The sequence below is a fragment of the Flavipsychrobacter sp. genome (assembly GCA_041392855.1).
Classification (GTDB): Bacteria; Bacteroidota; Bacteroidia; order Chitinophagales; family Chitinophagaceae; genus UBA5543.
Genome location: JAWKLD010000001.1, coordinates 2,114,023 through 2,137,965 on the forward strand (window position 1 = coordinate 2,114,023; position 23,943 = coordinate 2,137,965).

The 23,943-nt window shown below is 39.3% G+C and carries 28 protein-coding genes; 4 read left to right on the forward strand and 24 right to left on the reverse strand.

Annotated features, from left to right (window positions below):
• Positions 1 to 2: 2 nt before the first annotated feature.
• Positions 3 to 584 (forward strand): TIGR00730 family Rossman fold protein, encoded by a 582-nt coding sequence (locus R2800_09740; GenBank protein ID MEZ5017321.1) that lies wholly within the window; start codon positions 3 to 5, stop codon positions 582 to 584.
• Here R2800_09740 and R2800_09745 read toward each other — a convergent pair.
• The 3 genes from R2800_09745 to R2800_09755 form a co-directional block, all read right to left on the reverse strand.
• Entirely contained in the window at positions 577 to 1,842 is a 1,266-nt protein-coding gene (locus R2800_09745; GenBank protein ID MEZ5017322.1) for a nucleoside recognition domain-containing protein, read from the reverse strand. The genes R2800_09740 and R2800_09745 overlap by 8 nt on opposite strands.
• Before the next feature lie 73 nt (positions 1,843 to 1,915).
• On the reverse strand, positions 1,916 to 2,332 hold the full coding sequence (locus R2800_09750) for a DUF4878 domain-containing protein (protein MEZ5017323.1): 417 nt from the start codon (positions 2,330 to 2,332) through the stop codon (positions 1,916 to 1,918).
• Positions 2,333 to 2,358: 26 nt separating this feature from the next.
• Positions 2,359 to 2,991: a hypothetical protein gene (locus R2800_09755; protein ID MEZ5017324.1), complete on the reverse strand. Its 633-nt coding sequence runs from the start codon at positions 2,989 to 2,991 to the stop codon at positions 2,359 to 2,361.
• A 105-nt stretch (positions 2,992 to 3,096) separates the two neighbouring features.
• Between R2800_09755 and R2800_09760 the strand changes: the two genes are divergently transcribed.
• The 3 genes from R2800_09760 to R2800_09770 all read left to right on the forward strand — a co-directional run bounded on the left by R2800_09760 (position 3,097) and on the right by R2800_09770 (position 6,564).
• Entirely contained in the window at positions 3,097 to 5,007 is a 1,911-nt protein-coding gene (locus R2800_09760; GenBank protein ID MEZ5017325.1) for a menaquinone biosynthesis decarboxylase, read from the forward strand.
• 42 nt (positions 5,008 to 5,049) lie between these two features.
• Positions 5,050 to 5,433: a hypothetical protein gene (locus tag R2800_09765; protein ID MEZ5017326.1), complete on the forward strand. Its 384-nt coding sequence runs from the start codon at positions 5,050 to 5,052 to the stop codon at positions 5,431 to 5,433.
• Between the two features lie 129 nt (positions 5,434 to 5,562).
• Positions 5,563 to 6,564, forward strand: coding sequence for a sugar phosphate nucleotidyltransferase (locus tag R2800_09770; GenBank protein MEZ5017327.1), 1,002 nt, complete (start codon positions 5,563 to 5,565; stop codon positions 6,562 to 6,564).
• A gap of 9 nt (positions 6,565 to 6,573) precedes the next feature.
• On the opposite strand, the gene galE is transcribed toward R2800_09770, so the two are convergent.
• The 21 genes from galE to R2800_09875 form a co-directional block, all read right to left on the reverse strand.
• Positions 6,574 to 7,614 carry a UDP-glucose 4-epimerase GalE gene (galE, locus tag R2800_09775; GenBank protein MEZ5017328.1) on the reverse strand — a complete coding sequence of 347 codons (1,041 nt, stop codon included), beginning with the start codon at positions 7,612 to 7,614 and terminating at the stop codon, positions 6,574 to 6,576.
• Between the two features lie 29 nt (positions 7,615 to 7,643).
• Positions 7,644 to 9,446, reverse strand: coding sequence for an ABC transporter ATP-binding protein (locus tag R2800_09780; protein ID MEZ5017329.1), 1,803 nt, complete (start codon positions 9,444 to 9,446; stop codon positions 7,644 to 7,646).
• Between the two features lie 6 nt (positions 9,447 to 9,452).
• Positions 9,453 to 10,943 carry a cysteine--tRNA ligase gene (gene cysS / locus R2800_09785; GenBank protein ID MEZ5017330.1) on the reverse strand — a complete coding sequence of 497 codons (1,491 nt, stop codon included), beginning with the start codon at positions 10,941 to 10,943 and terminating at the stop codon, positions 9,453 to 9,455.
• A gap of 236 nt (positions 10,944 to 11,179) precedes the next feature.
• Positions 11,180 to 11,560 carry a hypothetical protein gene (locus tag R2800_09790; protein ID MEZ5017331.1) on the reverse strand — a complete coding sequence of 127 codons (381 nt, stop codon included), beginning with the start codon at positions 11,558 to 11,560 and terminating at the stop codon, positions 11,180 to 11,182.
• Positions 11,557 to 12,903 carry a hypothetical protein gene (locus R2800_09795; GenBank protein ID MEZ5017332.1) on the reverse strand — a complete coding sequence of 449 codons (1,347 nt, stop codon included), beginning with the start codon at positions 12,901 to 12,903 and terminating at the stop codon, positions 11,557 to 11,559. Before R2800_09795 ends, R2800_09790 begins: the two co-directional genes overlap by 4 nt.
• Positions 12,904 to 12,914: 11 nt before the next feature.
• Positions 12,915 to 13,793 (reverse strand): hypothetical protein, encoded by an 879-nt coding sequence (locus R2800_09800; GenBank protein MEZ5017333.1) that lies wholly within the window; start codon positions 13,791 to 13,793, stop codon positions 12,915 to 12,917.
• Positions 13,793 to 14,293, reverse strand: coding sequence for a hypothetical protein (locus tag R2800_09805; GenBank protein MEZ5017334.1), 501 nt, complete (start codon positions 14,291 to 14,293; stop codon positions 13,793 to 13,795). Before R2800_09805 ends, R2800_09800 begins: the two co-directional genes overlap by 1 nt.
• Entirely contained in the window at positions 14,293 to 15,033 is a 741-nt protein-coding gene (locus R2800_09810; GenBank protein MEZ5017335.1) for a hypothetical protein, read from the reverse strand. Before R2800_09810 ends, R2800_09805 begins: the two co-directional genes overlap by 1 nt.
• A gap of 2 nt (positions 15,034 to 15,035) precedes the next feature.
• The gene (locus R2800_09815; protein MEZ5017336.1) at positions 15,036 to 15,344 is read right to left on the reverse strand and encodes a hypothetical protein; all 309 of its coding nucleotides are present in this window, start codon (positions 15,342 to 15,344) and stop codon (positions 15,036 to 15,038) included.
• Entirely contained in the window at positions 15,337 to 15,897 is a 561-nt protein-coding gene (locus tag R2800_09820) for a hypothetical protein (GenBank protein MEZ5017337.1), read from the reverse strand. The genes R2800_09815 and R2800_09820 overlap by 8 nt, the downstream gene beginning before the upstream one ends.
• A 1-nt stretch (position 15,898) precedes the next feature.
• A complete protein-coding gene (locus R2800_09825) occupies positions 15,899 to 16,867 on the reverse strand; it encodes a hypothetical protein (protein ID MEZ5017338.1) in 969 nt (322 codons plus the stop codon).
• Positions 16,860 to 17,105, reverse strand: a complete 246-nt coding sequence (locus R2800_09830; GenBank protein ID MEZ5017339.1) for a hypothetical protein — start codon at positions 17,103 to 17,105, stop codon at positions 16,860 to 16,862. Before R2800_09830 ends, R2800_09825 begins: the two co-directional genes overlap by 8 nt.
• Positions 17,105 to 17,740 (reverse strand): DUF6046 domain-containing protein, encoded by a 636-nt coding sequence (locus R2800_09835; protein ID MEZ5017340.1) that lies wholly within the window; start codon positions 17,738 to 17,740, stop codon positions 17,105 to 17,107. Before R2800_09835 ends, R2800_09830 begins: the two co-directional genes overlap by 1 nt.
• 199 nt (positions 17,741 to 17,939) lie before the next feature.
• Positions 17,940 to 18,359, reverse strand: coding sequence for a hypothetical protein (locus tag R2800_09840; GenBank protein ID MEZ5017341.1), 420 nt, complete (start codon positions 18,357 to 18,359; stop codon positions 17,940 to 17,942).
• 68 nt (positions 18,360 to 18,427) lie between these two features.
• Positions 18,428 to 18,850 (reverse strand): hypothetical protein, encoded by a 423-nt coding sequence (locus R2800_09845; GenBank protein ID MEZ5017342.1) that lies wholly within the window; start codon positions 18,848 to 18,850, stop codon positions 18,428 to 18,430.
• A gap of 66 nt (positions 18,851 to 18,916) precedes the next feature.
• On the reverse strand, positions 18,917 to 20,155 hold the full coding sequence (locus R2800_09850; protein MEZ5017343.1) for a DUF2586 family protein: 1,239 nt from the start codon (positions 20,153 to 20,155) through the stop codon (positions 18,917 to 18,919).
• Positions 20,152 to 20,688 (reverse strand): hypothetical protein, encoded by a 537-nt coding sequence (locus R2800_09855; GenBank protein ID MEZ5017344.1) that lies wholly within the window; start codon positions 20,686 to 20,688, stop codon positions 20,152 to 20,154. The genes R2800_09850 and R2800_09855 overlap by 4 nt, the downstream gene beginning before the upstream one ends.
• A gap of 23 nt (positions 20,689 to 20,711) precedes the next feature.
• Positions 20,712 to 21,197 (reverse strand): hypothetical protein, encoded by a 486-nt coding sequence (locus tag R2800_09860; GenBank protein MEZ5017345.1) that lies wholly within the window; start codon positions 21,195 to 21,197, stop codon positions 20,712 to 20,714.
• 84 nt (positions 21,198 to 21,281) lie between these two features.
• Complete coding sequence (locus R2800_09865) at positions 21,282 to 22,343, reverse strand: hypothetical protein (protein MEZ5017346.1); 1,062 nt, start codon at positions 22,341 to 22,343, stop codon at positions 21,282 to 21,284.
• Between the two features lie 59 nt (positions 22,344 to 22,402).
• The gene (locus R2800_09870) at positions 22,403 to 22,696 is read right to left on the reverse strand and encodes a hypothetical protein (protein MEZ5017347.1); all 294 of its coding nucleotides are present in this window, start codon (positions 22,694 to 22,696) and stop codon (positions 22,403 to 22,405) included.
• A gap of 30 nt (positions 22,697 to 22,726) precedes the next feature.
• Entirely contained in the window at positions 22,727 to 23,830 is a 1,104-nt protein-coding gene (locus R2800_09875; protein MEZ5017348.1) for a hypothetical protein, read from the reverse strand.
• Between the last annotated feature and the right edge of the window lie 113 nt (positions 23,831 to 23,943).

The window sequence follows — 23,943 nt, forward strand, 5'->3', positions numbered from 1 at the left end:
TAATGAAAAGCATAGCTGTATTTTGCGGTTCTAAAGACGGGTATATTGATGTTTATCGTGACGAAGCGTATAGACTTGGTGGCATACTTGCAGAGCGCGAAATACAGCTTGTATATGGCGGTGCCAAAATAGGGGTCATGGGAGCTGTTGCTGATGGTGTATTAAATGCTGGCGGTAAGGTAATAGGCGTAATACCTCATTTCTTAAAAACTAAAGAAGTAGTACACGAAGGACTAACAGAGCTTATTACAGTTGACACCATGCATCAGCGCAAACTAAAGATGTATGAGAATTGCGATGCCATGATGACCTTACCTGGTGGTTGGGGAACAATGGAGGAGCTTTTTGAGACTTTGACTTGGGGACAGTTAGGCATGCATAACAAACCCATGGGCGTACTTAACATTAACGGATACTATGATAGCCTAAAAGTATTAATGATGATGATGGTACATGAGGGCTTCTTGAATGAATGGGTAAGAAAAATGTTGATGGTAAGTGAATCTATAGACGAGTTATTACAGATGATGGATGACTACAATGCTCCCGAAAGAGAGCAATTTATAGATAACATATCTAACTAGGTATATCTGCAGCAAAAAAAGCATAGGCAACTATTATTGCAACAATAACACTCACCAAATCTGCGATTAAACCACAGACCAAAGCATAACGGGGGTTTTTAACTCCTACACTACCAAAATAGACAGCTAATACATAAAATGTTGTTTCTGTAGACCCTTGTAATATAGCGGCTAGTTTGCCCTGAAAAGAAGCAACACCATAAGTATTCATTACATCAACCATCATACCACGAGCGCCGCTACCACTTAAAGGCTTCATTAATGCCATGGGCAAGTCTGCTACAAAATGTGTTGGCAAACCGCAAAAAGCAACAGTAGCTCCTATAGCATCTACCATATACTGCATACAACCAGAAGTTCGAAACACACTAATAGCGATCAACATGGCTATCAAATAAGGGATGATACGAATAGCAACCGTGAAGCCTTCCTTTGCCCCATCAATAAAGTTATCATATACATTCTGCTTTTTTAGCGCACCTGCAACTATAAACAACACTACAATGAGCATAATAACGCTACTGCCTATCAAGCCAATTGTTGAGCTCATCTGTTCAGGTGGCATCTTTGACAAAGTATAATACAACAAAGCTATTATCCCTCCAAAACCTCCAACAAATAGCAATACAGGCAGCTTGAACAAGTTTATTTTTTGCACTATAGCTACAGCTATCATACCCGCCACAAAGGATATAAATGTTACAATAAGCGTAGGTAAAAATATATCTGCAGCATTAAAATTAGCAACTCCTTGCTCCAACGCTACAGCTTGCCTTATCGCTATAACGGATGTAGGTATTAGTGTTACCCCTGCCGTATTAAGCACCAAAAACATGATCTGTGCATTGCTAGCTTTTTCTTTTTCAGAATTCAACTCCTGTAAGTTTTCCATTGCTTTTAAACCTAATGGAGTAGCAGCATTATCAAGCCCAAGCATATTGGCTGAAAAGTTCATCATTATACTTCCCTGTGCTTTATGCCCTTTGGGTACTCCCGGGAACAATGTTTTAAAGAAAGGTGTTACTCCTTTTGAAAAAATACTGATAACACCTGCCTTCTCCCCTACCTTCATCAGACCTAGCCATAAAGTCATTATACCTGTAAGTCCGATAGATATTTCAAAACCTGTCTTTGCGCTATCAAACATACCATTCATCATATCATTCATCAAACCACTCTCACCCAAAAAGAGCGACTTGACTATTGCAACTATAAACCCTACTAAAAAAAATGCAATCCAGATATAATTGAGTGCCATACTTAAAAATAATAAAGAAAGGCTACTATACTAGCAGCCTTTTTAAACAATAATATTAATGATCATGCATTCACTATTCTTCTATAGGACCGTCAATTTCTTCCTGAATTTCCTGCATGTTATCCTCTTTAGTCAAATTCGCCAACCACTCACCATTTTCTTTTACCATATTTAAATGTCTTTCTGTTGGGTCATTAGACAAGGTGTACGTTACAACTGCTTTATCCTTTTCTTCTTCTACTTTAACGATATCTACCTTTATATTTTTATAGTCTACATCAGTAGAGTCTTGCAAATTATTTGATATTTTCTCCACAATAACCAATATATCCTTGGCTTTATCAGTAGCAACAGTTTTTGCCTCAGCATAATTCATCTGATAAAAATTAGTCAGAAACTTCTCTGCTACCACTTGAGGCTCCCCTTTGTTGCATGAAGAAAAAATGAAAGTGGTTATTACCAATAATGATTTTAGTATGGCGTTTTTCATGTCGTTTTAAACTTGTAACAAAGTTATTATTTAAAGCTAACCTTACAAATGAACTTAGCTGCTGGATGAAGGAATAGGTCATCTACAGCAATATAGCTTTTATTAGCTGCTTTAGAGGGAATCAGCCAGTTTACATTGCCCGTCGCCTCCCCTATAGCTTTGTATATCATTTCTGTACAGTAAAGGCTATTGTCAGTTTCTAGATCAAAATCCATATCAAACTTCACTTTATTATAGTAGTACGACCTTACTTTGGAGATAACACCTCTAACCTCATTACTATCTAAGTCATACCTAACTGCGGCAAACCCACTATTAAACGATGGATTGCACCAGAAATACAGATGCTCCTTCCTCAATATGGCATCAGGATTATCTTCACCTCCAATTGCATGATAAACATAAGGAGTCCCTTCTTCTATTATCAATATCCCCGTATGAGAATAGGTTTTATTCTTGGTATTGAAATTTGCTAACAACATGCTTGTAAAACTGTTTCCTGACCTTAACATAACATCTCCACTTTTCAAATACCTAAGTGAGGAATCTACTAAATCCAACATCTGCTTTTCTTTGTCAGCTACTCCTTTATTATTACATGACATGGAAGCAACCATGAAAACGACCAAACACATTTGGCCAATAAATATGCGTCTCAACCTATACCCAGTTAAAAATATAATATATCGCAAATTTCTAAAGCAGTTGTAATTTTACAGCAACTGTAGTGCAAACTACAAGATAACTACAAATAACAATCAGCTATGGCATATAAATCTTTAAGCTCATTTATTGAACAATTAGATGCGGCAGGAGAATTAATAAGAATCAAGACCTTTGTTGACCCTGTTCTTGAAATAGCAGAAATAACAGATCGGGTATCAAAGACTCCAGACCGAAATAAAGCCTTACTTTTTGAAAATACAGGTACTGATTTCCCTTTGTTGATCAACTCCATGGGAAGTTATAAAAGAATGTGTATAGCACTGGGTGTAGACAGCTTGGATGATGTAGCCAATGATATTGAAGAATTATTCAAACAGCTTTCTGCTCCTAAAAACGGATTACTGGAAAAGCTGGCTATGCTACCTCAACTTGGTAAGTTTGCTTCTTGGATGCCAAAAGTGATTAAAGGGCGCGGCGCTTGTCAAGAGGTAATAATGGACGAACCCGACCTGTCGAAGATACCTATACTTAAATGTTGGCCAAAAGATGGAGGTCGCTTTGTAACCCTACCTGCAATACATACTAAAGACCCTAATACTAACATCAGAAACATAGGTATGTATCGCATGCAGATCTTTGAAAAAGATATGACAGCTTTACACTGGCATAAACACAAAGTATCTGCCAAACATTTTAATGAGTACAAAAAAAGAGGCGAACGAATGCCGGTTGCTGTAGCTATTGGAGGGGATCCTGCATATACCTATTCCGCAACAGCACCTCTACCTGAAAATGTGGATGAGTATATGCTGGCGGGTTTCTTAAGAAAGAAAAAAGTAGAATTAGTAAAATGCATCACACAACCTGAAATTGAAGTGCCCGCTGATGCTGATTTTATTATTGAAGGTTATGTAGACCCTGAAGAAGAACTAATATGGGAAGGGCCTTTTGGAGACCACACAGGGTATTACTCATTACCAGACTGGTATCCTCGCTTTCACGTCACAGCAATCACACATAAAAAAAATGCGGTGTACCCAGCGACAATAGTAGGGATACCGCCTCAAGAGGATGCATGGCTAGGCAAAGCTACAGAACGAATATTTCTGGCACCTATAAAAATGACAATGGTACCCGAAATAAAAGATATGAATATGCCTGTAGAAGGCGTATTTCATAATCTTGTGATAACATCCATTGACAAAGAATATGCTGGGCAAGGACAGAAAGTGATGAATGCTATGTGGGGAGCAGGGCAAATGATGTTCAATAAAATATTAGTACTTGCTGATGGGGATATTGACATTAATAACTACAGGGACTTAACACAATATATATTCAAAAACTTGAATGCAGCTACAGATGTATACTTCAGTCAAGGCCCTATGGATGTCCTTGACCATAGCTGTAGCAAATTAGGATTTGGAGGAAAGATGTGTATTGATGGAACTAAGAAGTGGGAAGAAGAAATAACAGAGCCGCAAAAAGATTTTACAATAAATAAAGACCTTTCTGTCGAAAAGCTAAAAGACGAGTATAAAGAGATATATGGCATTAATGACCACTTAGCCAGAACACTGAACTTACCTGTCCTTTTTATATCTGTCAAAAAGGATAGAGTTGGTCATATTCAAGCTCTCCATAGTGCACTCACTCAGAAAGAAGAGTTACAAAACTTCAAAATGCTACTTTACGTAGAACATACTGTCGATACAGATGACATAGCAGACTTTTTGTGGAGATTCTGCAATAACCTTGACCCAAGAAGAGACCATTTTTATGGGGGCTTAAAGAACAATATCTTAGGGCTCGATGGTACTATAAAGACTAAAAAACATGACAATTTTGATAGACCATGGCCTAATATTATCGCTGCAGACCCTGCAACGATAACTTCTGTTGATGAGAAATGGGAGACCCTAGGTCTAGGTACTCTTATTAAGTCACCGTCTTTAAAATATCAATCCCAGATGTACGGTACAGAAGCTGAGGTGTCTGAATATGAATAGTTTTCTTATATGATTTTAGTATTTTTATAAAAACTGTGTATAATGAGAGCCTTATTTTTATCTATTTGCATTTGTCTGCTTGCCCCTACATTGAGCCTTGCTCAATCTAATGGTAATAACAGACTTGATCCAAAAGTATTATTACGCTCAAAAACTGATGAGTTTGCTGCACATGCATCTAGAAATAGCCTTAGAGCGGTGAGTAATTCTTATAATGACATAAAGGTATTATTAGAAGAGTTTATGAATGAAACACAACTGAAATTGAATAATGCCGTCGAGCCTCAAAAAACACAACTACAACAAAAACTAAAACAACAACAACTTCTTTACGCCAATATTAATAGTTTATATACTGCTAACCCGTTACAAAACAGCAGCACCATTAACACAAAGCTTCAAAGCTTTTTACAAACCCTTTATTAATAGCCACATATAAGCTATTATTGATAACATAATATTGACTATTCAGAATAGTCCTTTTATAGTACATTCGCTTTGAAAAGCGTAAAGTCATATTATACTTTATACGCTCAAACATAAAAGACATTTATTGTGAAAGCCATTATACCAGTAGCAGGAGCAGGAACTAAATTAAGACCACTAACGTATACACAACCCAAAGCATTGATACCAATAGCAGGGAAAACAATACTTGGTGTAATAATTGACCAACTTCAAAATGCAGGTGTTGACGAATTTATATTTGTAATTGGCTACCTAGGAGAAAAAATACAACGTTATATTGCAAAAAACTATCCTGATTTAAAACACACTTTTGTTAATCAAACAGATAGATTAGGAACAGGGCATGCAATATGGCTTACAAAAGAAGCTGTTAACAATGATGAAGTAATTATTGTTTTAGGCGATACTATCTGTGATTATTCTGTTAAAGAGGTCATCAATAGTAATACATCTCAAATAGGAGTACGAAAAGTTGATGATCCGAGAAGCTTTGGCGTAGCTGAACTGGACGATGACAACAAGGTTTTAAAAGTGGTTGAAAAGCCCTTAATACCTAAGTCGAACATGGCTATGGTTGGGATATACTTCATAAAAGAAACTAAAGAACTCTACGAAGCTATTAGCGCACACCTTAGTAGCAGAGCTGACGAAGAAGGAGAATATCACCTTACTAACGCTTTGCAAAAAATGATCGATAATGGCGTAACACTTAAGGCCTTTAGAGTAAACAATTGGTTTGATTGTGGAAAGAAAGAAACTTTACTATCAACTAACGCCATTCTACTCAAAGAACTTAGCGAAGAAAAACAAGAAGCTCAGACCTCTTATACTCGTGATACAAATGTAATAATCCCTCCTGTTAGCATTGCTGACGGGTGCAATATTACTCATTCTATAATTGGGCCGAATGTTTCAATTGGCGACAACACCACTATCAAGTCTTCAATAATTAAAAACACAATTATTGGATCATATGCCGAGCTAGACGAAGTAGTTCTTCACTCTTCAATAATAGGTAGTGATGCCTATATACGCGGACTGAGCCAGAGCCTTAATATTGGAGATAATACTGAAATAGATCTGGGATAGTAGATTTTACTAGTTTAATTTAGCTTTTGTCGCTTCTTTTTTCAATTTCTGTTCCCAGTTCCAAGCAGTCTCCATCATTTGCTCTAGGCTGTACTTAATTTCCCAATCTAGTAAAGCTCTCGCCTTACAATTATCAGCATATACAGCTACTACATCACCTTCCCTTCGTGGTCCCATTTCATAGTTAAGCTTTTCACCTGAAACTTTTTCAAAAGCATTAATGAGCTCTAAGACCGTCACACCGTTTCCAGAACCAAGATTAAAGACCTCGCAACGATTTTCATTTTTTTCTTCTAATGTATATTGTAATGCTTTGGTATGTGCATTAGCTATATCCATCACATGTATATAATCCCTTACACAAGAACCATCTCGCGTATCATAATCTGAACCAAACACATGCATTTCAGGTCTTTTACCTATTGCCGTTTGTGTAATCACAGGTACAAGGTTCTCGGGTTTTTCCTGAAGTTCCCCTATTAATCCTGAAGGGTGAGCACCAACTGGGTTAAAATAACGTAAAAGCGTTACGTTAAAATCTAGTTTTATCCTGGCAAAATCTCTACAGATAGCCTCTCCCATTTGCTTTGTTCTCGCATACGGGGATTCTGGCTCTATTAGGTTAGCTTTTTCATCTACTGGCAGCTTATCAGGATTACCATATACAGAACATGAAGAGGAAAACACAAAATGATTCACATCGTAAGTGTGTGCACAATGCAAAACGTTTACCAGAGAATTTATATTATTTCTAAAATAACGTAATGGATGTTCTACCGATTCAGGCACAGATTTAAATGCTGCAAAATGAATAATACCAACTATATCAGGATTTTCTATAAATATGGCCTCTGTATCTTCCATATTACAAAGGTTTACTTTATAATTCTTTACTGGCTTGCCAACAATCTGCTCTATACCCTTATTCATTCTTATATCTCCTCGAGACAAGTCGTCAACGGATATTACCTCAAACCCATTCTCTATAAGGTCTACAATAGTGTGACCTCCTATATAACCACAACCGCCAGTTACAAGAATTTTCTTCATAAAACTTATTTGCTACAAATATACCTTAACTATTTCACCTGTTGGATATCCACCAACTTTTTATAAACACCCTCTTTTGCTAATAATTCACTATGTGTTCCTCTTTCTTTTATTTCACCTTTTTCAAGCACAATTATTTCATCTGCATTTTGAACAGTTGACAATCTATGAGCTATAACAATGCTTGTTCTATTTTTCATTAAGCTATTGATTGCTTCTTGAACTATACGCTCACTTTCGGTATCTAATGAAGAAGTAGCCTCATCCAAAATTAGTACAGGAGGGTTCTTCAAAACAGCACGTGCAATTGTAATACGTTGACGTTCTCCTCCACTAAGCTTAGCTCCTCTATCTCCTACTATTGTATTATACCCATCCTCCTTTTGAATGATAAACTTATGCGCATTTGCAATTCTAGCGGCTTCCTCAACTTGCTCCTGTGTAACTTGTCCAGCACCAAGTGTAATGTTATTATAAATGGTATCGTTAAACAATATAGGATCTTGCCCCACAATACCCATAAGTTTGCGAAGCTCGAACAACTTGCAATCTTTTATATCTATACCATCAATTAAAACTGCACCTTTTTGAACATCATGAAAACGAGGCACTAGATCTGCAATAGTAGACTTACCTGCACCTGAAGCACCCACCAACGCAAGCATTTTACCTTTACCTACTTTGAAATTTATATCACTCAGAATTTTCTTATCGCCGTAAGAGAAGTCAACATTTTTAAACTCTATTGCCTCTTTAAATTCAGTAACAGACTTAGGGCTACCAATTTCTTTAATGCTATTTTCTGCGTCTAATAAATGTTCTATACGTTCAATAGCAGCTGTACCTTTACGCACATTGTAGAATGCTGAAGAAAGGTTTTTAAAAGGGTTTATTATTTGGGTAAACAATGCTATATAGTTTAAAAACCACTCCCCTTCAAAACCAGATGTATTACTTAATACTAATCGCCCGCCATACCATAAAATAATACAAACCACTAATACCCCCATCGTTTCAGACATTGGAGACGCTAATTCCCTACGCGCTGCAATTTTATTACGTGTACGAAACAATAGGTTATTCAACTTAGCAAAACGACTTAGCTGATGCTTCTCAGCATTGAAAGCTTTTACAACACGCATACCTGCAACAGTCTCGTCAATAACACCTACCATTTCACTAACCTGCTCTTGCGCAAGGGTGGATGACTTCTTTAACGATTTACTAATACGTCCTATAATAAGCCCTGCAATTGGCAGAAAAATAAACAAGAAGACAGTTAACTGAGGGCTGATCATTATCATAGTTGTCAAGAAGAAAATGATAGTCAATGGTTCTCTAATAAATACCTCTAGCACACTTACTACAGAGTATTCCACCTCATTAATATCATTGGTCATTCTTGAAACCAAGTCTCCTTTACGCTCTTCAGTAAAAAAGCCTATTGGCAAAGACAATGTTTTGGTAAACATATCATTCCTCAAACGCCTAATAATAGAATTACGCAATGGGTTAAGGATGTACATAGATAGATAGAAGAATACATTCTTCAATAGAGTAAAAACAACTGCAGCGATACATACATAAGCCAGCGCTGCCATTTTACCATCCGACTCCAGAATGCCGCTCATGATGTCGTTTATAAAACCTTTTATTCCGCCATCACCTTTTACTATTTTTTCATCGCCTCCAAATATCACTTGCAATATTGGTGCAAGCATCGTAAACGATGCTAAAGAGAATAATACCGCTAATAAACTGGTAATAAAATATGCTGTTATATGAGACTTATAACCTTTTAAGTAACGGAGTATTCTAGAAACTTTTTTCATAAGATACTATTCAATTGTATAGGACACACTGCCATCCTTCTCATCCTTTAGTAAAACTCCACTTTCTGCAAGCTTATCACGTATCAAATCAGATGTCGCAAAATCTTTTCTCTTACGTGCATCTGCCCTTATCTCTACCAATAAAGACATCACCTTATCCAGCTTGTCGCTTTGTTCCTTTTGTAACGGTTGTAAGCCTAGTATATCTACTAAATACGTCTTAAACGTTCCGAGCAATAGCGTGTAAGTGCTACTACTCAAAGCATCTTTCTTTACTTGTCCTCCTTTTATACCGTTTATTACGGGAGCCATCTCAAACAAGTTTGCAAGCACTTTAGCAGTATTAAAGTCGTCATTCATGAAGTCTTCACATTCATTACACCAATTGACTACTTTTTCATTGAGCTCTTTATCTGTTGCATCACCTTTATTAGCTTCTAGTTTTTGCAATACTTCATAAGCATCCCATAAACGGCGCAATGCCTTTTCTGATGCTTGTAATGCGCTATTGGAAAAATCAAGCGTACTACGATAATGTGTTTGCAAAATATTAAAGCGAATAACCATTGGGTGATATGGCTGATCTAACACTTCATGGTCTCCTGAAAACATCTGAGATAAGGTTATAAAATTATTATAACTCTTCCCCATCTTCTTCCCATTTATGGTGATCATGTTATTATGCATCCAATACTTAACAGGAGCACACCCATGAGCTATGGTAGATTGTGCGATTTCACTTTCATGATGAGGGAACTGCAGATCCATACCGCCACCATGTATATCAAATGTTTCGCCAAGATATTTACTACTCATTGCAGAACACTCAATATGCCAACCTGGGAAGCCTTCACCCCAAGGACTCTTCCATCTCATAATATGCTCTTGTGGTGCTTTTTTCCACAAAGCAAAATCTACGCTGTTTCTCTTCTCTTCTTGCCCATCCAACTCTCGAGTATTTTCTAACAACTCGTCAATTTTTCTTCCTGACAACTTGCCATACGGATACGCTTCAGCATATTTCTTTACGTCAAAATACACTGAACCATTTTGCTCGTAAGCATACCCTTTACGAATTATATCTTCTATCATGTTTATTTGTTCAATAACATGACCTGTAGCTGTTGGCTCTATATTGGGGTCTATATTATTGAACAGACGCATACCATAATGGAATAAATTAGTGTATTTATGCACTAACTCCATTGGTTCCATTTTTTCAATTTGTGCTTTCTGAGCAACCTTATCTACAGCTTCTCTACCTTCTTCTTCAAAATGACCAGCATCTGTAATATTTCTTACATACCTTACTTTATAACCTAAATGGGTAAGATATCGATACACTACATCAAAAGTGATATATGGACGAGCATGACCTAAATGAGACTCCCCCGAAACTGTAGGACCACAAACATACAAACCAACATGGTTTGGTGTTATGGATTCGAATTTCTCCTTTTGTCTCGTATAAGAGTTGTATAAAAATAAGTCTGACATATTTATAAAATTAGTCTTCGGCTTAACCTTTAGACTGTTCAAGAATTTTAAAATTAGCAATAATAGGGTTATGGTCTGACAATGTATAATCGGCAAAACGACTTGTAACAACTTTTTAAGACGAAATGTAACAAAAATATAGATTTTTTGTGCCCCTTGTTGTTGCTCCCTCTCTTTTTACTTCTCTTGCCTAAACAGTGCTTAATTAGTGTTTGAGGGCTATTTAAAGCCCGTCCTTACATTATCACCCGCTTAGGGGTGTTAGGACTCAATATAGTTGTTTTATGGAACAGTGCGCCATTTATAGGCTTTGCTAGTGCCCTGATATTATAATGCACTCCCTCAGTATAGCTGAGCACCTCTACCATGTTGCCCTTAGCATCATAGCTTATTGGCTTATTCTCAGCAGTCAATGCCTGGAGCTTAGTGCTGAGCTCCTCCTCATCTTTTGCCTCAATAAGCCTAACCTCATTAGGGAGCTTACCCACCTCATCAATGATGATACCATTAGCATGATAGTAGCCCCCTTTATAGTCAGCCACGTTAAAGCCTGCCAATGCTAGGTCTGCAATCAGAGCCTCGATGCTCTCGGTGCATATGTAGTAATCTAGTTTCATGTGGTTAACGTTTGTAGTATACTGTTTTTTACCAATCTGTTATACAGTGCTATATGAAACACACAAACACGGTCATTAGTAGGTAGTATTCTAAGGCGCTCTACTACCATTGGTGCAGTATTCTCACTAAGCTCCTCCGTTACTGCTCCTGCTGTCACAACCACACCTTTCTCGTTATATTCCCACTTATAACCTGCCTTATCATTGGTAGCCACTGGTAATATCTCCTCAAACATACCCACTATAGACATACCTGCTTTTGATATGCGAAATATATCATCATTGCCATCATCCAAATGCACATCGTAATCGGGAGACAATACAGCACTCATAAACAAAGTGCCCTTATTGTCAGCAAACGCCCCCTGTGCCTGCAAGGCTGTAAATAGGAGCTCATCAGCAGGCTGTGTGACTTGGATACCATATGTAGGCTTGTAGCTCGTAAGTCTGCCAATTTCAAACTGGAAACAACTTACCAAGACAGATGTACCAACAGGCTGATTAGTAGAGTAAGAGCCAGTGCCTGCATATATCTGTCCGATATAAGACATATTGTAAATTTCAAACGTAAGATGCAGCCTATACCAACCATCTGTCAACTCCTGATAGCCTACCTCCTCATTGCGTAGCACATCAAACTGACCGCCACCATATACTGCTGTTATCTCTTTAGTATCAAAATTGAAATTCAAATCAATGCCAATAAATACATTAGCACTATCTGATTGCCTAGTGCCTAGCACAATGGCATAGAGACCTACCTTGTTACTATCTCCATCTATTTTTTTAACCATGAGAGATATGGTACGATAGCCAACACCATGCCCGGTGTCTCTAATGTAGGCATAAGCAGCGCCTCCAAAAGAGCGTGTGAATTTTAGCACAGTAGCATCAGCATATGGAGCAGAGGTAGCTACCACCTCTCTATTAGCTTGCCCAATGTTTAAATTATCAAAGGCAACAGTATTCTCAACTAAATTGGTAGACTGTCGCTCGAGCAACAAATAAGACTTATTGTTGGCTAGGTCATACTCTATACGTGGCACGTTGGGCTGTGTCAATACTACTTGCCCCAAAGCATTAACACGTGTTGCTGTACCTGGTCTGGATAACGTGGCTTTGTAGTACGGCGAAAACTTTTGGAAACAATACAATGTATCAGATTTGTACGCACCAGGCACAAGCAATATATTAGCGTCCAACACATCATCAGGCAATTGGTGATACATTGCCAATGCTGTTTCCACAATACCTCCATCATTGGCAACATTTGCCAAAAAACGCTCATAATTTGAGGCATCGGGCTTTTTGGTTATATATGGAGGTAGTCCTACAATACTCATCACAAAATGGTTTATCCTAAATAATAAGAGGTGCTAATCTCAATGTTGTAGCTAGTTGCTGAGGCTGTTTTAATAGGTGCAATGTTAAAGCTGCCTGAGGCATCCACCTCTGCATAAATGTTTTTTAGCAGCCCCATTGCATTGTTAAATGGTGCTACATAACCCGCATGGTAACGTAGCAAACAATTAAAAGAGTGTCTACGTGCAGGCGTATATGCTCCGCTTGCCCCTAATGAGCTTGCCACCTGTAATACTATTGCGGGCTCTGTTAAAGACGTTGCACCGTTTACTGTCAACGTGCCTCTCATATGCACCATATTGGTGAGCAAGTTTTTGACCAGGTACAAATTGCCCGTAAATCTAGAATGACTAATAGCAATAGTCTCCTCATTAGTTACACTTGCTGCTGATAGCTTGTTCATGTACAGCTCCTCTGCTCGTTTTAGGTTTACACCATCAAATGCAAAATCTCCAGCTTGTACTGTTCCAACTGGTAAATTGGAACTGATTGTATTAAGCGTAAAAAGGTATATCGTTCTGTTTACATGAACATCATGGCTGTTGCCGTCTCCATGTGATACAGGATTATCCGCATGGGCTGTCTCAACTATTCGAGCATAAACACCTGCAATAAAATCATCACCATCTGCACCGCCTGCTGCAACATGGCACACCTCATCACCTGTGAAGAGCCAACCCTCAGTCCAATTAACTATAGAGCCTGAAACAGAGAACTCCACACCACTCAACACAAAATGAGTGTTAGTTGTTGGGTCATCCGAATAGCTCAGCCCCAAAGCTGTGGCAATATCAACAGCCTGTTTTTGTAAATAATCAAAGTCGTTTACACTCCTCTGTTTGCCTCCTGTAAATAGATTTATTTTGTGCATTATGTAAGGTTTTTAAATACAATATTAAATAGCATACCTGCTGCTCTATACCTGTTTAAGAAACTTCTTATATCCTGCTCTTTAGCAGTGTACGCCTCAGGAACATATGCGATATAGTCATACTCTTGCTCAAACTCATTCAAAAAGTAATCGTAAGTTTTAGGCGCAGTTTCATCTAAAAAATATTCATACTCAGACAGGTGATGCTCTGATAAATTAGTGTCAAATGTTCTCTCTTTGTCATCATAGGTAGTTTTGATGTAGACTTTAAAACCGCCAACCTCAGGGTATAAAGTTCTTAGCTTTGCCTGTATACTGCCAACTGTAATATTTACATCAAGAGTAGACAATAAGTTGGTGCGAAATGTGAGAAAAGAACCCCACAACGTACTTACAGGCTTTAGCAACGTTATCAGGAATTTTATAATAAAAGGTATGCGCAACACAGCAGGCAATACCCGTCTTATTTTCTTCTCTATATCTATTTGTGTATAATTCATTATTGGTACATTGATAAGGTGATTAAATCATTGCCACCGCTTTGCCCTACAGCAAAATATCCTGCATCTGCATCTACACTATTGTTAGTAATAAGTACATAGCCTAACCCTCTATTTACTTTAAGCTCTGTGATAAACACATCCTCCACACCGTCTACCTTTAGCAGTTCCTGCTCCACTAATGTTTTAGATAGTTCTACATCGTAAAGAGTGCTTAAATAGTCTTTAAGTGCTGTTTGCACAGCCGTCTCTACTGTTGCTTGGTCTCCAGTAAAGCGCACTGATATTTTAAAGTCGCACAGGTCAGCCGTTTGGCTCAGCACTATTAAGTCAGTACCTGCCACTTTGCTATCTGTTTTGAACTCGTTGCGCAACCCTTCCAACTCTGCATCTGTTAAGTGCACAATTGTACCACTGCCTCCATTTTTAGCCGTCTTTACAATTACTACCTTTCGCCCTTCTCTTACTGATACTCTACTCACTATTGCACCGCCACCATATGCTAGTGCCTTACCTCTATAGTAGGGCACTGTTCCGTACTTTTGCTGCTCACCTATTTCTATTAGGTCAGCCTTAAAGGCATCCCATAGCTCCTCCATGCTACGAATACCTTTTGCAACCACACTTATCAACTTTCTCCAAATACCTGTACCACTAGGTGTGTCTAATACATCCAACTCTGAGTGTGTTGCCTTCTCGTTGAGCATTTCCTGCTCTATATCTACAAGCTCTCTTGCCATGATTATTGTTGGTTTATTCTTTCTGCATTTATTCGTATATCGCTAAGGCTATTCACCTGCACTTGCAATGGCTTATAGCCGTCTAATATCAATTGCAACTCTATCTCTGTTGCAAGTTTTTCTAAAGACAGCCCTTGATTGTTTCCATTCACCCATCTACTAATGCCCACACCCAAAAGAGGGGCATTTTTCCAATCACCTTTGCTGCTTTTTAGTATATGCTCAATATGTACCAGTTCACTATCAGAGACCACAAAATCACCGTTGCGAACAGTCAGCGTGCCATCTTTCAACTCTAAGTCTTTAGCCATGCTTTACCTCCTCGTTTAGTATGTTTTGAAATGTTGGTAACTGCTTGCCTGCTATTGCCAACTTTAGTGCAGCCTGTAGTGCTGAGGGAGCATTGGCAGGCTGAGTGATAGGCATACCGTTTATTGTCATCATTATTGCTTGGATGATACTGGTATACTTTTTCAACTCTGCTTTGAGCTCATCATCTTTTATCAAGCTGTATTTATCGCCATTTATCTCTATAGCACTGCCTTTCATCTTTATATACTTACCCTTATCTATCTCCAACCACACCTCCTCTATATCGCTATAAGAGCATACATACGCAGCAGCAGCATTGTCTCCTATCATGCCCACAATTACCTCGCTATCCTTTTTAGGAATGTGAATAGCTCCTTTTGTACTGCCAGTTATCGCAGCTCTTAAACGTACACCCATGAATGGGGCATCACCGTTTAAGGGCTCACAATCACACGTAAGCTTTTTACTATCCACTCTAGTCACTTTGCAAACTGTTGTTTGCACATCACGCAGCATATCTGCCATTCTCATTATTGTATCTCCTGCCCCCATATCAATCTGCTTTTGCTCCTAGTTCTGTAATTCTATAATAGCCGTTACCATAAAGCACCGTTACTTTATCAGCAAAGTATTTTCCTGTGCGCTCAGGGTATTCATAATCTTCTAACTGTACAGTATAGCCATGCTCTACATACGGAAAACCTAAAGACTTAAAAGCGCCCCTATAGCCTGCATATTTCAACCTTGCCAACTCTGCCTCTCCGCGCCTCCTGAGCTCTGCCTTATCAGATATGTTGTAGAAGTGCAAATTGCGTTGCTCTCCATCAGGGTCTCCAACCTCTACAAACACCACTTTATTATCAGCCAACAAGCTAGACACACGAATTTTTACATTTACCTCATCTACACTTTTAAACTCCAAGTTGTTGTCTAGTATGCTTTTTTGAAAGTGGAACTTAGCCAGGTAGTTTTTATCTCCTGCCCATGCTAGAGGGTAAGCAAAACCAACACACAACATACTACCTCTGAAATAGCTATATATACCGTACTTAGTTCTGAGCTCATGCAATATCATGGCAGGTGTTTTTTTGCTAAAACGCACATCACCAATAGAGGCATCAATAACATCAGTAGGAATGCCAGGGGGCACAATATCTTTTATCAGCTTAGACAGCTTTGCATTGCTGTAGGCAACTGTTTTTTGTCCACGCTTTAGTTGTCGCATACCATCCTCACAATAAACAAAGGCAGGGTTAGTACTGCCTATATTCACTATCTCACCAGTAAACTCCTCAGCAAACTCTAAGTTAAAACCTAACTTAATAACCACTTTATTGCCAGGCTGTATGAGCTCATCAATTCGCTCACCTTTTAAGCCTTTGATGTTGCGAGGCAGAAAAAACGAGGCAGTACTAGTAAGCTCTCTCCAGGTGCGGATTATTTCCAAATCTTGCACCACGTCAAAGTACAGTATCTTACCTGCATTATTTTGTATTCTTATATCGCAACAAGGGTTAAGCATCAGCGCGTGAGTTTACTTTTATTTTGTTTGCTCTAAAGTGCTCCATAAGCTCCTTATCATTCACATCAGGCGACTGTCTTATCAAAAGCTTAGTGCCTGGTGCCAGGTTGTGGTTGAGGTCTGTTATCACGGCATTATCTTTCATTAACACATATACACCTACATAGTCTGCATACTCTTGCATAGCTATGTCGTATATGGTTTGCCCCTCCTCAGATGTTATAGTGTAGAACTCCATTAAAAACCGTTTTTATACTTCACTTCATATGTTGGCTCACTCCAACAATCTATTACAAATGGCTGCACACCTGGAAAACCTTCAATGCCTGGAAACTCCACATCATGTATAGCAATGTCGTATATCTCCAACCATCTGCACATCTCGTTTATAATTCTTATACTAGCCCGTGATGCCTTTAATGCCCTTAGCTGCCTGATGAATTGCTCAGGAGGGTTGTATGGGTCTGCTTCATTGACCATTACCCCTCTTATTTTAATATCCCAATCATCCTCACCTAAAAATTGCTTTAGCCTACCATTCATGCCTGAGGGGTGGTCTCTTTGTATGATATTGGCTTGCCTAAAGTCTATGATAGTAGCAGGAGGCATAACCATTTCGGGCACTATATTAGTCACACGCTTACCATCTCTATCCAAGCTATCCCACTTAGTCTCCTCAAACGCTACAGGCATCACTATAGGAGTATTAAGTAAACTTTGTGCGCTCGATTTACTATCAAGATGTACGGGAACACCTGTAACCTGATAAACAAACCCGCCGAACAGAGGAGACGGCGGGTTGAAAGTTCTAATACCTGCTATGCCAAAGGCATCCTCAATGGCTTGATTGATGTCAAATACATACTCAGGCATTATTTTCTATTTTTTTTAAATCGTTTACGTTTAGGGTCAGTTTGTTCTTTTTCAAACGCACGTACCCATTTTAGCTGCTCCACCTTCTCCCAATAAGTCTCATCGTCTAAGTCCTCAGGGTATGGTATTTTGAAATAGTAGCTTAGTAAAGCGTTCCATTTCCTAAGGTTGTCAACGCCATCTCTTTGAGAGATAGGTATTACACCTCCTCTGTTCCTGTCTCCAAAAAATCAAGGATATTAACCGCCTCTAAGGAAAGGGCAACGCGCACTTTGTCAACCGTTTTAGCACGTACCATATCACCTGCCACCATGCAGTTATCCAAAATAGCCTCACCCGCTTCCAATGGTAGCTTTGCAGCCCTACGGCTCAGGGCTAGTGATTGCGTGTTTCGGTCTGGCTCTACACAATACACCAATGCTGTATCGGCATCAGTAACCTTTGCAAATACACGATGTATTTTTTTGCCAGGGTGTTGTGCTTTCAGTTGCGCCTCTTCATCTTTTGACAATTCGCCAGTACGCAATCTTGGCGTAGGCGTAGGCGTAGGTGTAGGTGTAGGAGTGCTTGCACCCTCATCTCCATTATTTTCTTGTGGCGTTTTCTTTTGTTGTGCCATTGTTTGTATTTTTTTAATAGTTATTAAATAGTAATTAATGAATAGTTATAGTTAGGGGCAATAGGGGCTTATATATCCCAATCAATTGAGCCAACCTCCAAAACAAACTCTGATTCAAATTGAGTATCTCCAACTTTTGTTTTTCGAGACACATTAGTAAACTCACAATCATTCATTCGGTCAGTCACAATGACATTGCTGCCATCATCAGGCAAATAGGAAATAATAATTGGAAAGGGGGCAATATCTTGCATACGCCTTCCTTTGGGTAGAGCCCTTTGTATTGCAACAACTTCTTTCATAGAAAGTGTAATTGAACCACTTGCCTCATAGTTGCCACGCCCACGACTGACCCCAAACTTCCCTCTGCCTTTATGCGTGACTTTATCTACATTGTCATCATAGTCAACAGCAGAGATACCCTCAACTATCCTGTTTAGCAACATGACGTTAACAGTGCTCCAATCGTATTCCATTCCGTTTATCAGCATGATAAAATGTTTTTAATAGTTAAAGTATTATTGTTGTTTAGCAGCCATTTAAAGGCTTATTAAGGCTTAGGCTGCTATCTTAGCAGTGAACCCTATATTAACCCCAATCCAACGGGCAGTACCGTTTTTAAGCACCCTTATTCTCACCAATAAAATGCCAGTAGCGTTGATGTCTTGGTCGGGGTCAATCCACACCTCAACACCGCTTATCTCCTCACTTACTAGCATTTGGTTAAGCGCATTCTCTGCAATGGCTGTAAAATTGGCTATAAAAGAAGGATGCAGCTTTCCGTCACTATCTACCTTTACAGGGCTGTTTGTTTTGGGAACTAAGGCAGCATATACGGAACGTACTGCCTTATGTAATACATCCACATCCTCTGTATAAGCATAATCACTGCTTATGTCAGTACAGGTATGGCTATCGTTAAAGTATACACCAGGATAACCAACAAATGTTCTTAGGAATATGTACCCCTTATCATTAAGTGTCTTTTGGTCAGCAGCAGATATAGCAGATAACGCCAAACCGCCTGAATAACCAGGACGAACAAAAGCACCATCGGCTGCACTCTGAATGTTGAACTTTTCAACCCAACCTACATTCTCATGCACTCTTGCAGCAGAGCTCACGCCCAATAACGTGCCTATGTCTGCATAAGCAGCTTGAGGGTTGGCAGCATCCTCTGCCACATCCAAATCAGCCCCTATGCAAACAGATGCTCCAGGACTTTGCATTGTACGCAAATCTTTTGCTGAGGCTGCATTGCCTGAGAAGGAACGCCCCTCTATTATTACACCAGTAGGATAATGGTCGCCAAACAGCTTTGCTGTTAACGCCTCTGCCTTTGGCACGGCTGCCAACACATCACTATCCAACCCATCTGTAATAGTAGGCGTATAGCCCGATGCAGGATTGCGTACTATGCCAAAACGCTTGATTTCTCCACCTGAGTCAATCATTAGTTTCTCAACAGCACATAAGCCAACAAAATCTTTATCCACCATATCCTCCAATGAGACAGTTTGTGCCACCAAACGCAGCCACAACTTTCCGAATGGGTTTTTTTGAAAAAAGCGCAGTATGTGATGATACACCAACACTGCATTATCTGTGTCGTATTGTTTGGTAATACCTAATGCTTTAGCAGCATCAATACTATTCAAAGGAGTAGACACGTCAAGAGCCAAACCAGTAGCAGCAACTCCACTAACCACAAGACCACGTACATTGTCCGTGTTCTTTTGTAGCCTGTTAAGACCGCCCTCTTGTTTGGTAACTGTAACACCGTTCAATTCGTTCACGATTGTTGTTTTTTACGGTTAAGAAATTTGTATATGAAAATGAAAGCGCAAACAATAAACACAGATACCAGTATCACCTTATCACCATCCACTGTGCTCTCATGTTCTGTGTTAGCATCTTTATGCACAGCTTTGATATTTCGCTCCTCAGTGGCTTCAATATCGTTTGCCTTACGAATTTTTAGTTTTTGCTTCACTGGGATGAGACGCTCCTTTTGGAACGCCTCAGCCTTTAGTGAACCTGATGCACTGTCATATTGCAGCCTAACGCCTAGCCCGTTTTGCTCTACATACTGCATGGGTTTTAGTAGTAGCTGCTCGATGCTTGTTATAAGCGTGGACTGGTTAGGGGCAATACGCAGCGTAGTATCAATTTCTGTTTCCAACTCAATGACAGACTTATCCTTTAAACTGGTCTCAGTTTTATCTTTATAGCTATCGCGCGTTTTGTCCTTAGTGGTATTCCTGAATATGTTGCAAGAACCCATTATTAGCAAGCTGCACAGTAGCCATATGTAGGATAGTTGTTTCATTGATTGTTGTTAGTTGCTAGTTGTTACGATGCCTTGAAATCATGCACTAGCAGCTTGTTGTTAGTGGCATAATGTGCAGCATCATTTTTATTAGAGAATGGTGTACCATCACATACAACAAACACCTCTTTTATTTTGTGGGTGCTCATAATGTGATTAGCCACTTTTTTCAATTCACTTTGTGGCAGTTTATCAATCTTCTTTTTGCCTGACAGCTCACTCAAGCGTTGCACCTCTGCACTCAGCTCCTCTATCTTTGCATTAGCAGCAACGAGCGCCACACCTTTCTCATCGGTAGCCTCTTTTGCTTCTTTCAAATCAGCAGCAGACTTTTCAAGAGCTTGCTCTTGCTCAGCTATTTCCTTATCCTTATCAGCCAATAGTAAATGCTGCTCACTTATTTGCTGCTCTTGATTGGCAGATTTACCAAGCAACCCTTCAATGGCTTGTACCAACTCCTCCTCTGTAGAGGTTTGCTTTACGCCTAATGCTTTTGCTATATTTTTCACTTTGTAAAAATTTTGTAGTTAACAATCTGTTTGAATGTTGAGGACTGCTTACACAGCCCCCAACTGAGTCAAACAAGGGTTATTTTATGCGTTTGGAGCTAGAACTAAAGCACCAAGCGTTTTTGCTCTTTTTGGGAGTATCACTGCACGTAAACCAAAGTTTACTATATCTCCTTTTTGCTCAGGGTCTCTCTCTCGTGCAAACATCTCAGGCGTACCAAGACCTTTACCAAAAGATTGACCACTACCGAGATAAGAAACTGCTGCCTCTGTACCGTTTAGAGAACCTTTAGCCTCTTTTACTTTTGCAGCACTATAGCGAGCTACAGTTTTTCGTGGGCGTATTTTAAAGTCATAATACTCCACAAACTTTCCTGTACCAGTACCACCTATGCCATTACGCTCTGCTTGAGCTTTCAAAACAGGGTCGCTGTTTACAAACAGCCAAAACACTGATGGAGGCATTACCATTCTACGGTCAGCATCCCACTTGTTGTTATCGTAAGCAATTGCCAATTGCATAAAGTCACTGGCGGTCGGTATCTTAACATTAAGAACAGGGTCAACCGCTCCACTAGTCATAATAATTGGAGCATTAGCAGTTTCAGCAGCAGGCGCAATATTGTACAAGCCATCATTAGCAATGAAATTTCTCAAAGCTTTCCTATGTTGCTTGATTATACTTTCTCTTTTATTGTAGAACAACGCCTTGTCTTGCAACCTTCTTGTTACTGTACCCTCAGTATCATAGGTACTCAAAGGGATTGCCAAAGGGGTGTCTGCGCGCTCAGCAAACGGAACAGGATAAACAGCATTATCTTTAATAACATTAGGGTCAACACCTATCTCTGCTAGATTGATAGTATCATTATCCACATCGTCATCCCAATTTTCACCGTCTTCCAAAAAAGAGTCATCATCCCAAAACCCCTCAAGCAATTGGTCGAGCCATATATCTGTAAACAAGCCGTCAAAAGCCATGTTTTGTGCACGCTGCTTGCCTACACCTATAAGACCTACCAAAAAAGATAGCGCCATAGTAGTGGCAAAGACTGCTTGCACAGGTATTGGTGTAACTGATGCAATTAGCGCAGCAAATAATGCGTTAATAAGTAACGCGCCTAAAAAACTGTTTATCGTTTTCATTCTTACTGTTTTAAAATGTTGTTTAAGTAGTGTTTAAATGCCCTTGTTTGCCTGTTATATTATTTTGAGGTGTATCGTTCCATAAAGACCTTTACATCCTTTATCACCTCTGTATTATGGTTGAGTGATGTGATGAGCTTCTCCTGCATTTGCAATAACTCATTCCTAAACTCTTGTTGCAGGCTATCCTTATCATTTTGCAATTGCTGTACTATATCCCTGAGCTCCTCAATATCTTTCTGCTGCCTTTCCTGCCCTTTTTTGAAGTACAACCACAGTTGCCAGGCAACTACCGTTAACACCAATACCCCCAACCCATACTGTGAAAATGTGTGCAAAGCCGTTTCTGACATCCTACCCGTTTTATGGTTTACAATCAGAGGTTAGGCGTTTGCCCCTGCTCTTGCTTTTGGGTTTAACCTGTTTCTCTTTTCAGCATATAGCTTTTGGAAACGCTCAGGCTCTTCTTGCTTTATACGCTTTAGCTCGAGAGGGTTTGTTTTGCTCAGGATGTCAAACTCACACTCTCCATTATTGGCGGGTGTTGCATCTTCTTTAGGCAATTGCTGATTAGCATTTAGCTTTTGCACAACATTGTTAACGTTGTTAATACTAGGTGCGCCACCTTTACCCTCTTCACCATCAGGAGCATTACCTGTAGCGGTCAATTTCAGCATCATAGAGCTAAATAGCTTGGGGCTAGTTGCTGATAGTTCCACCAAGCCCTCACGCTCCTCCTCAGTAGAGTTGCCTAGCTCAATAGCCTTATCAATTAAAGGTTTAGCGTGTAGCTCACGCACCTCTTTTAGTGTGCCCTCAATTGCTGTTTTTGCTTGTTCAGCAGCAGACAGTTTTGCTTTTAGGGTGTTGACTGCTTGAGTCACTTCTGCCTCTGTAGCTCCACAACCTAAAAGAGCAGAGAGTGTTAGGACTAGTTTGTTATCCATTACATTTTTATTTTGGTTATTGTTAATAGGAGATAAGAATTGTTGCACCTCCTCCTGTTTCGTTTGGTTATTCAAGCTGATGTATTTGCCCTGTGCTTTCAGCTTTAGTGCGTTGTAATTGCCTGGCAGACCACATGGGCTACATTCTGACAATCTGCTTTTTGTAAATGTTGGTAGTGTTTGCCCTGGCAGCATATCCTCAGGAGCTTCACTAATTTCAATGGGCTCTATTGTAACACTGCAAGCATTGACAAAGCCTCTCTCAATTTTACCGTACACTTTCATGCTCTCCTCATCGTCCTCATCGGGCACTAAGTCGCCAATCAGCTTACTGTTTTCAACTCTTATATTTTCCCATCTAAACAATGGCAGCAATGCCTCCTCTTTGTATTCGTCCTCATTTCTATGATTCCAAAAACCAACAGGGTTGTTTAAAAAATCTGAGTAGTCAATACCTGCTGTGAGCACTCTAAATCCGTAGAAGTTTACAGACTCATCACTCATCACAAACGAGATACTTTTTTTAGTTGCTTTTGCCATTATTGCAATTAGTTGTTAATGCAAAAATGTAACGTGTTGTTGATTGTAAAAAATCATGAAACGCACATCAGTAAAGGGTTTCGCTTTATGAGAAAATAAATTCTGATGTACGA

What these genes read in the sequence shown, in the direction of transcription:
- R2800_09815 (MEZ5017336.1), bottom strand. Translation starts at nt 15,344, where the DNA reads ATGGCTAAAGACTTAGAGTTGAAAGATGGCACGCTGACTGTTCGCAAC.
- R2800_09800 (MEZ5017333.1), bottom strand. Translation starts at nt 13,793, where the DNA reads ATGCACAAAATAAATCTATTTACAGGAGGCAAACAGAGGAGTGTAAAC.
- R2800_09780 (MEZ5017329.1), bottom strand. Translation starts at nt 9,446, where the DNA reads ATGAAAAAAGTTTCTAGAATACTCCGTTACTTAAAAGGTTATAAGTCT.
- R2800_09805 (MEZ5017334.1), bottom strand. Translation starts at nt 14,293, where the DNA reads ATGAATTATACACAAATAGATATAGAGAAGAAAATAAGACGGGTATTG.
- cysS (MEZ5017330.1), bottom strand. Translation starts at nt 10,943, where the DNA reads ATGTCAGACTTATTTTTATACAACTCTTATACGAGACAAAAGGAGAAA.
- R2800_09855 (MEZ5017344.1), bottom strand. Translation starts at nt 20,688, where the DNA reads ATGAAACAACTATCCTACATATGGCTACTGTGCAGCTTGCTAATAATG.
- R2800_09750 (MEZ5017323.1), bottom strand. Translation starts at nt 2,332, where the DNA reads ATGAAAAACGCCATACTAAAATCATTATTGGTAATAACCACTTTCATT.
- R2800_09825 (MEZ5017338.1), bottom strand. Translation starts at nt 16,867, where the DNA reads ATGCTTAACCCTTGTTGCGATATAAGAATACAAAATAATGCAGGTAAG.
- R2800_09845 (MEZ5017342.1), bottom strand. Translation starts at nt 18,850, where the DNA reads ATGCTGATAAACGGAATGGAATACGATTGGAGCACTGTTAACGTCATG.
- R2800_09740 (MEZ5017321.1), top strand. Translation starts at nt 3, where the DNA reads ATGAAAAGCATAGCTGTATTTTGCGGTTCTAAAGACGGGTATATTGAT.
- R2800_09840 (MEZ5017341.1), bottom strand. Translation starts at nt 18,359, where the DNA reads ATGGCACAACAAAAGAAAACGCCACAAGAAAATAATGGAGATGAGGGT.
- R2800_09870 (MEZ5017347.1), bottom strand. Translation starts at nt 22,696, where the DNA reads ATGTCAGAAACGGCTTTGCACACATTTTCACAGTATGGGTTGGGGGTA.
- R2800_09790 (MEZ5017331.1), bottom strand. Translation starts at nt 11,560, where the DNA reads ATGAAACTAGATTACTACATATGCACCGAGAGCATCGAGGCTCTGATT.
- R2800_09865 (MEZ5017346.1), bottom strand. Translation starts at nt 22,343, where the DNA reads ATGAAAACGATAAACAGTTTTTTAGGCGCGTTACTTATTAACGCATTA.
- R2800_09820 (MEZ5017337.1), bottom strand. Translation starts at nt 15,897, where the DNA reads ATGGGGGCAGGAGATACAATAATGAGAATGGCAGATATGCTGCGTGAT.
- R2800_09795 (MEZ5017332.1), bottom strand. Translation starts at nt 12,903, where the DNA reads ATGAGTATTGTAGGACTACCTCCATATATAACCAAAAAGCCCGATGCC.
- R2800_09760 (MEZ5017325.1), top strand. Translation starts at nt 3,097, where the DNA reads ATGGCATATAAATCTTTAAGCTCATTTATTGAACAATTAGATGCGGCA.
- R2800_09745 (MEZ5017322.1), bottom strand. Translation starts at nt 1,842, where the DNA reads ATGGCACTCAATTATATCTGGATTGCATTTTTTTTAGTAGGGTTTATA.
- R2800_09835 (MEZ5017340.1), bottom strand. Translation starts at nt 17,740, where the DNA reads ATGCCTGAGTATGTATTTGACATCAATCAAGCCATTGAGGATGCCTTT.
- galE (MEZ5017328.1), bottom strand. Translation starts at nt 7,614, where the DNA reads ATGAAGAAAATTCTTGTAACTGGCGGTTGTGGTTATATAGGAGGTCAC.
- R2800_09810 (MEZ5017335.1), bottom strand. Translation starts at nt 15,033, where the DNA reads ATGGCAAGAGAGCTTGTAGATATAGAGCAGGAAATGCTCAACGAGAAG.
- R2800_09875 (MEZ5017348.1), bottom strand. Translation starts at nt 23,830, where the DNA reads ATGGCAAAAGCAACTAAAAAAAGTATCTCGTTTGTGATGAGTGATGAG.
- R2800_09765 (MEZ5017326.1), top strand. Translation starts at nt 5,050, where the DNA reads ATGAGAGCCTTATTTTTATCTATTTGCATTTGTCTGCTTGCCCCTACA.
- R2800_09830 (MEZ5017339.1), bottom strand. Translation starts at nt 17,105, where the DNA reads ATGGAGTTCTACACTATAACATCTGAGGAGGGGCAAACCATATACGAC.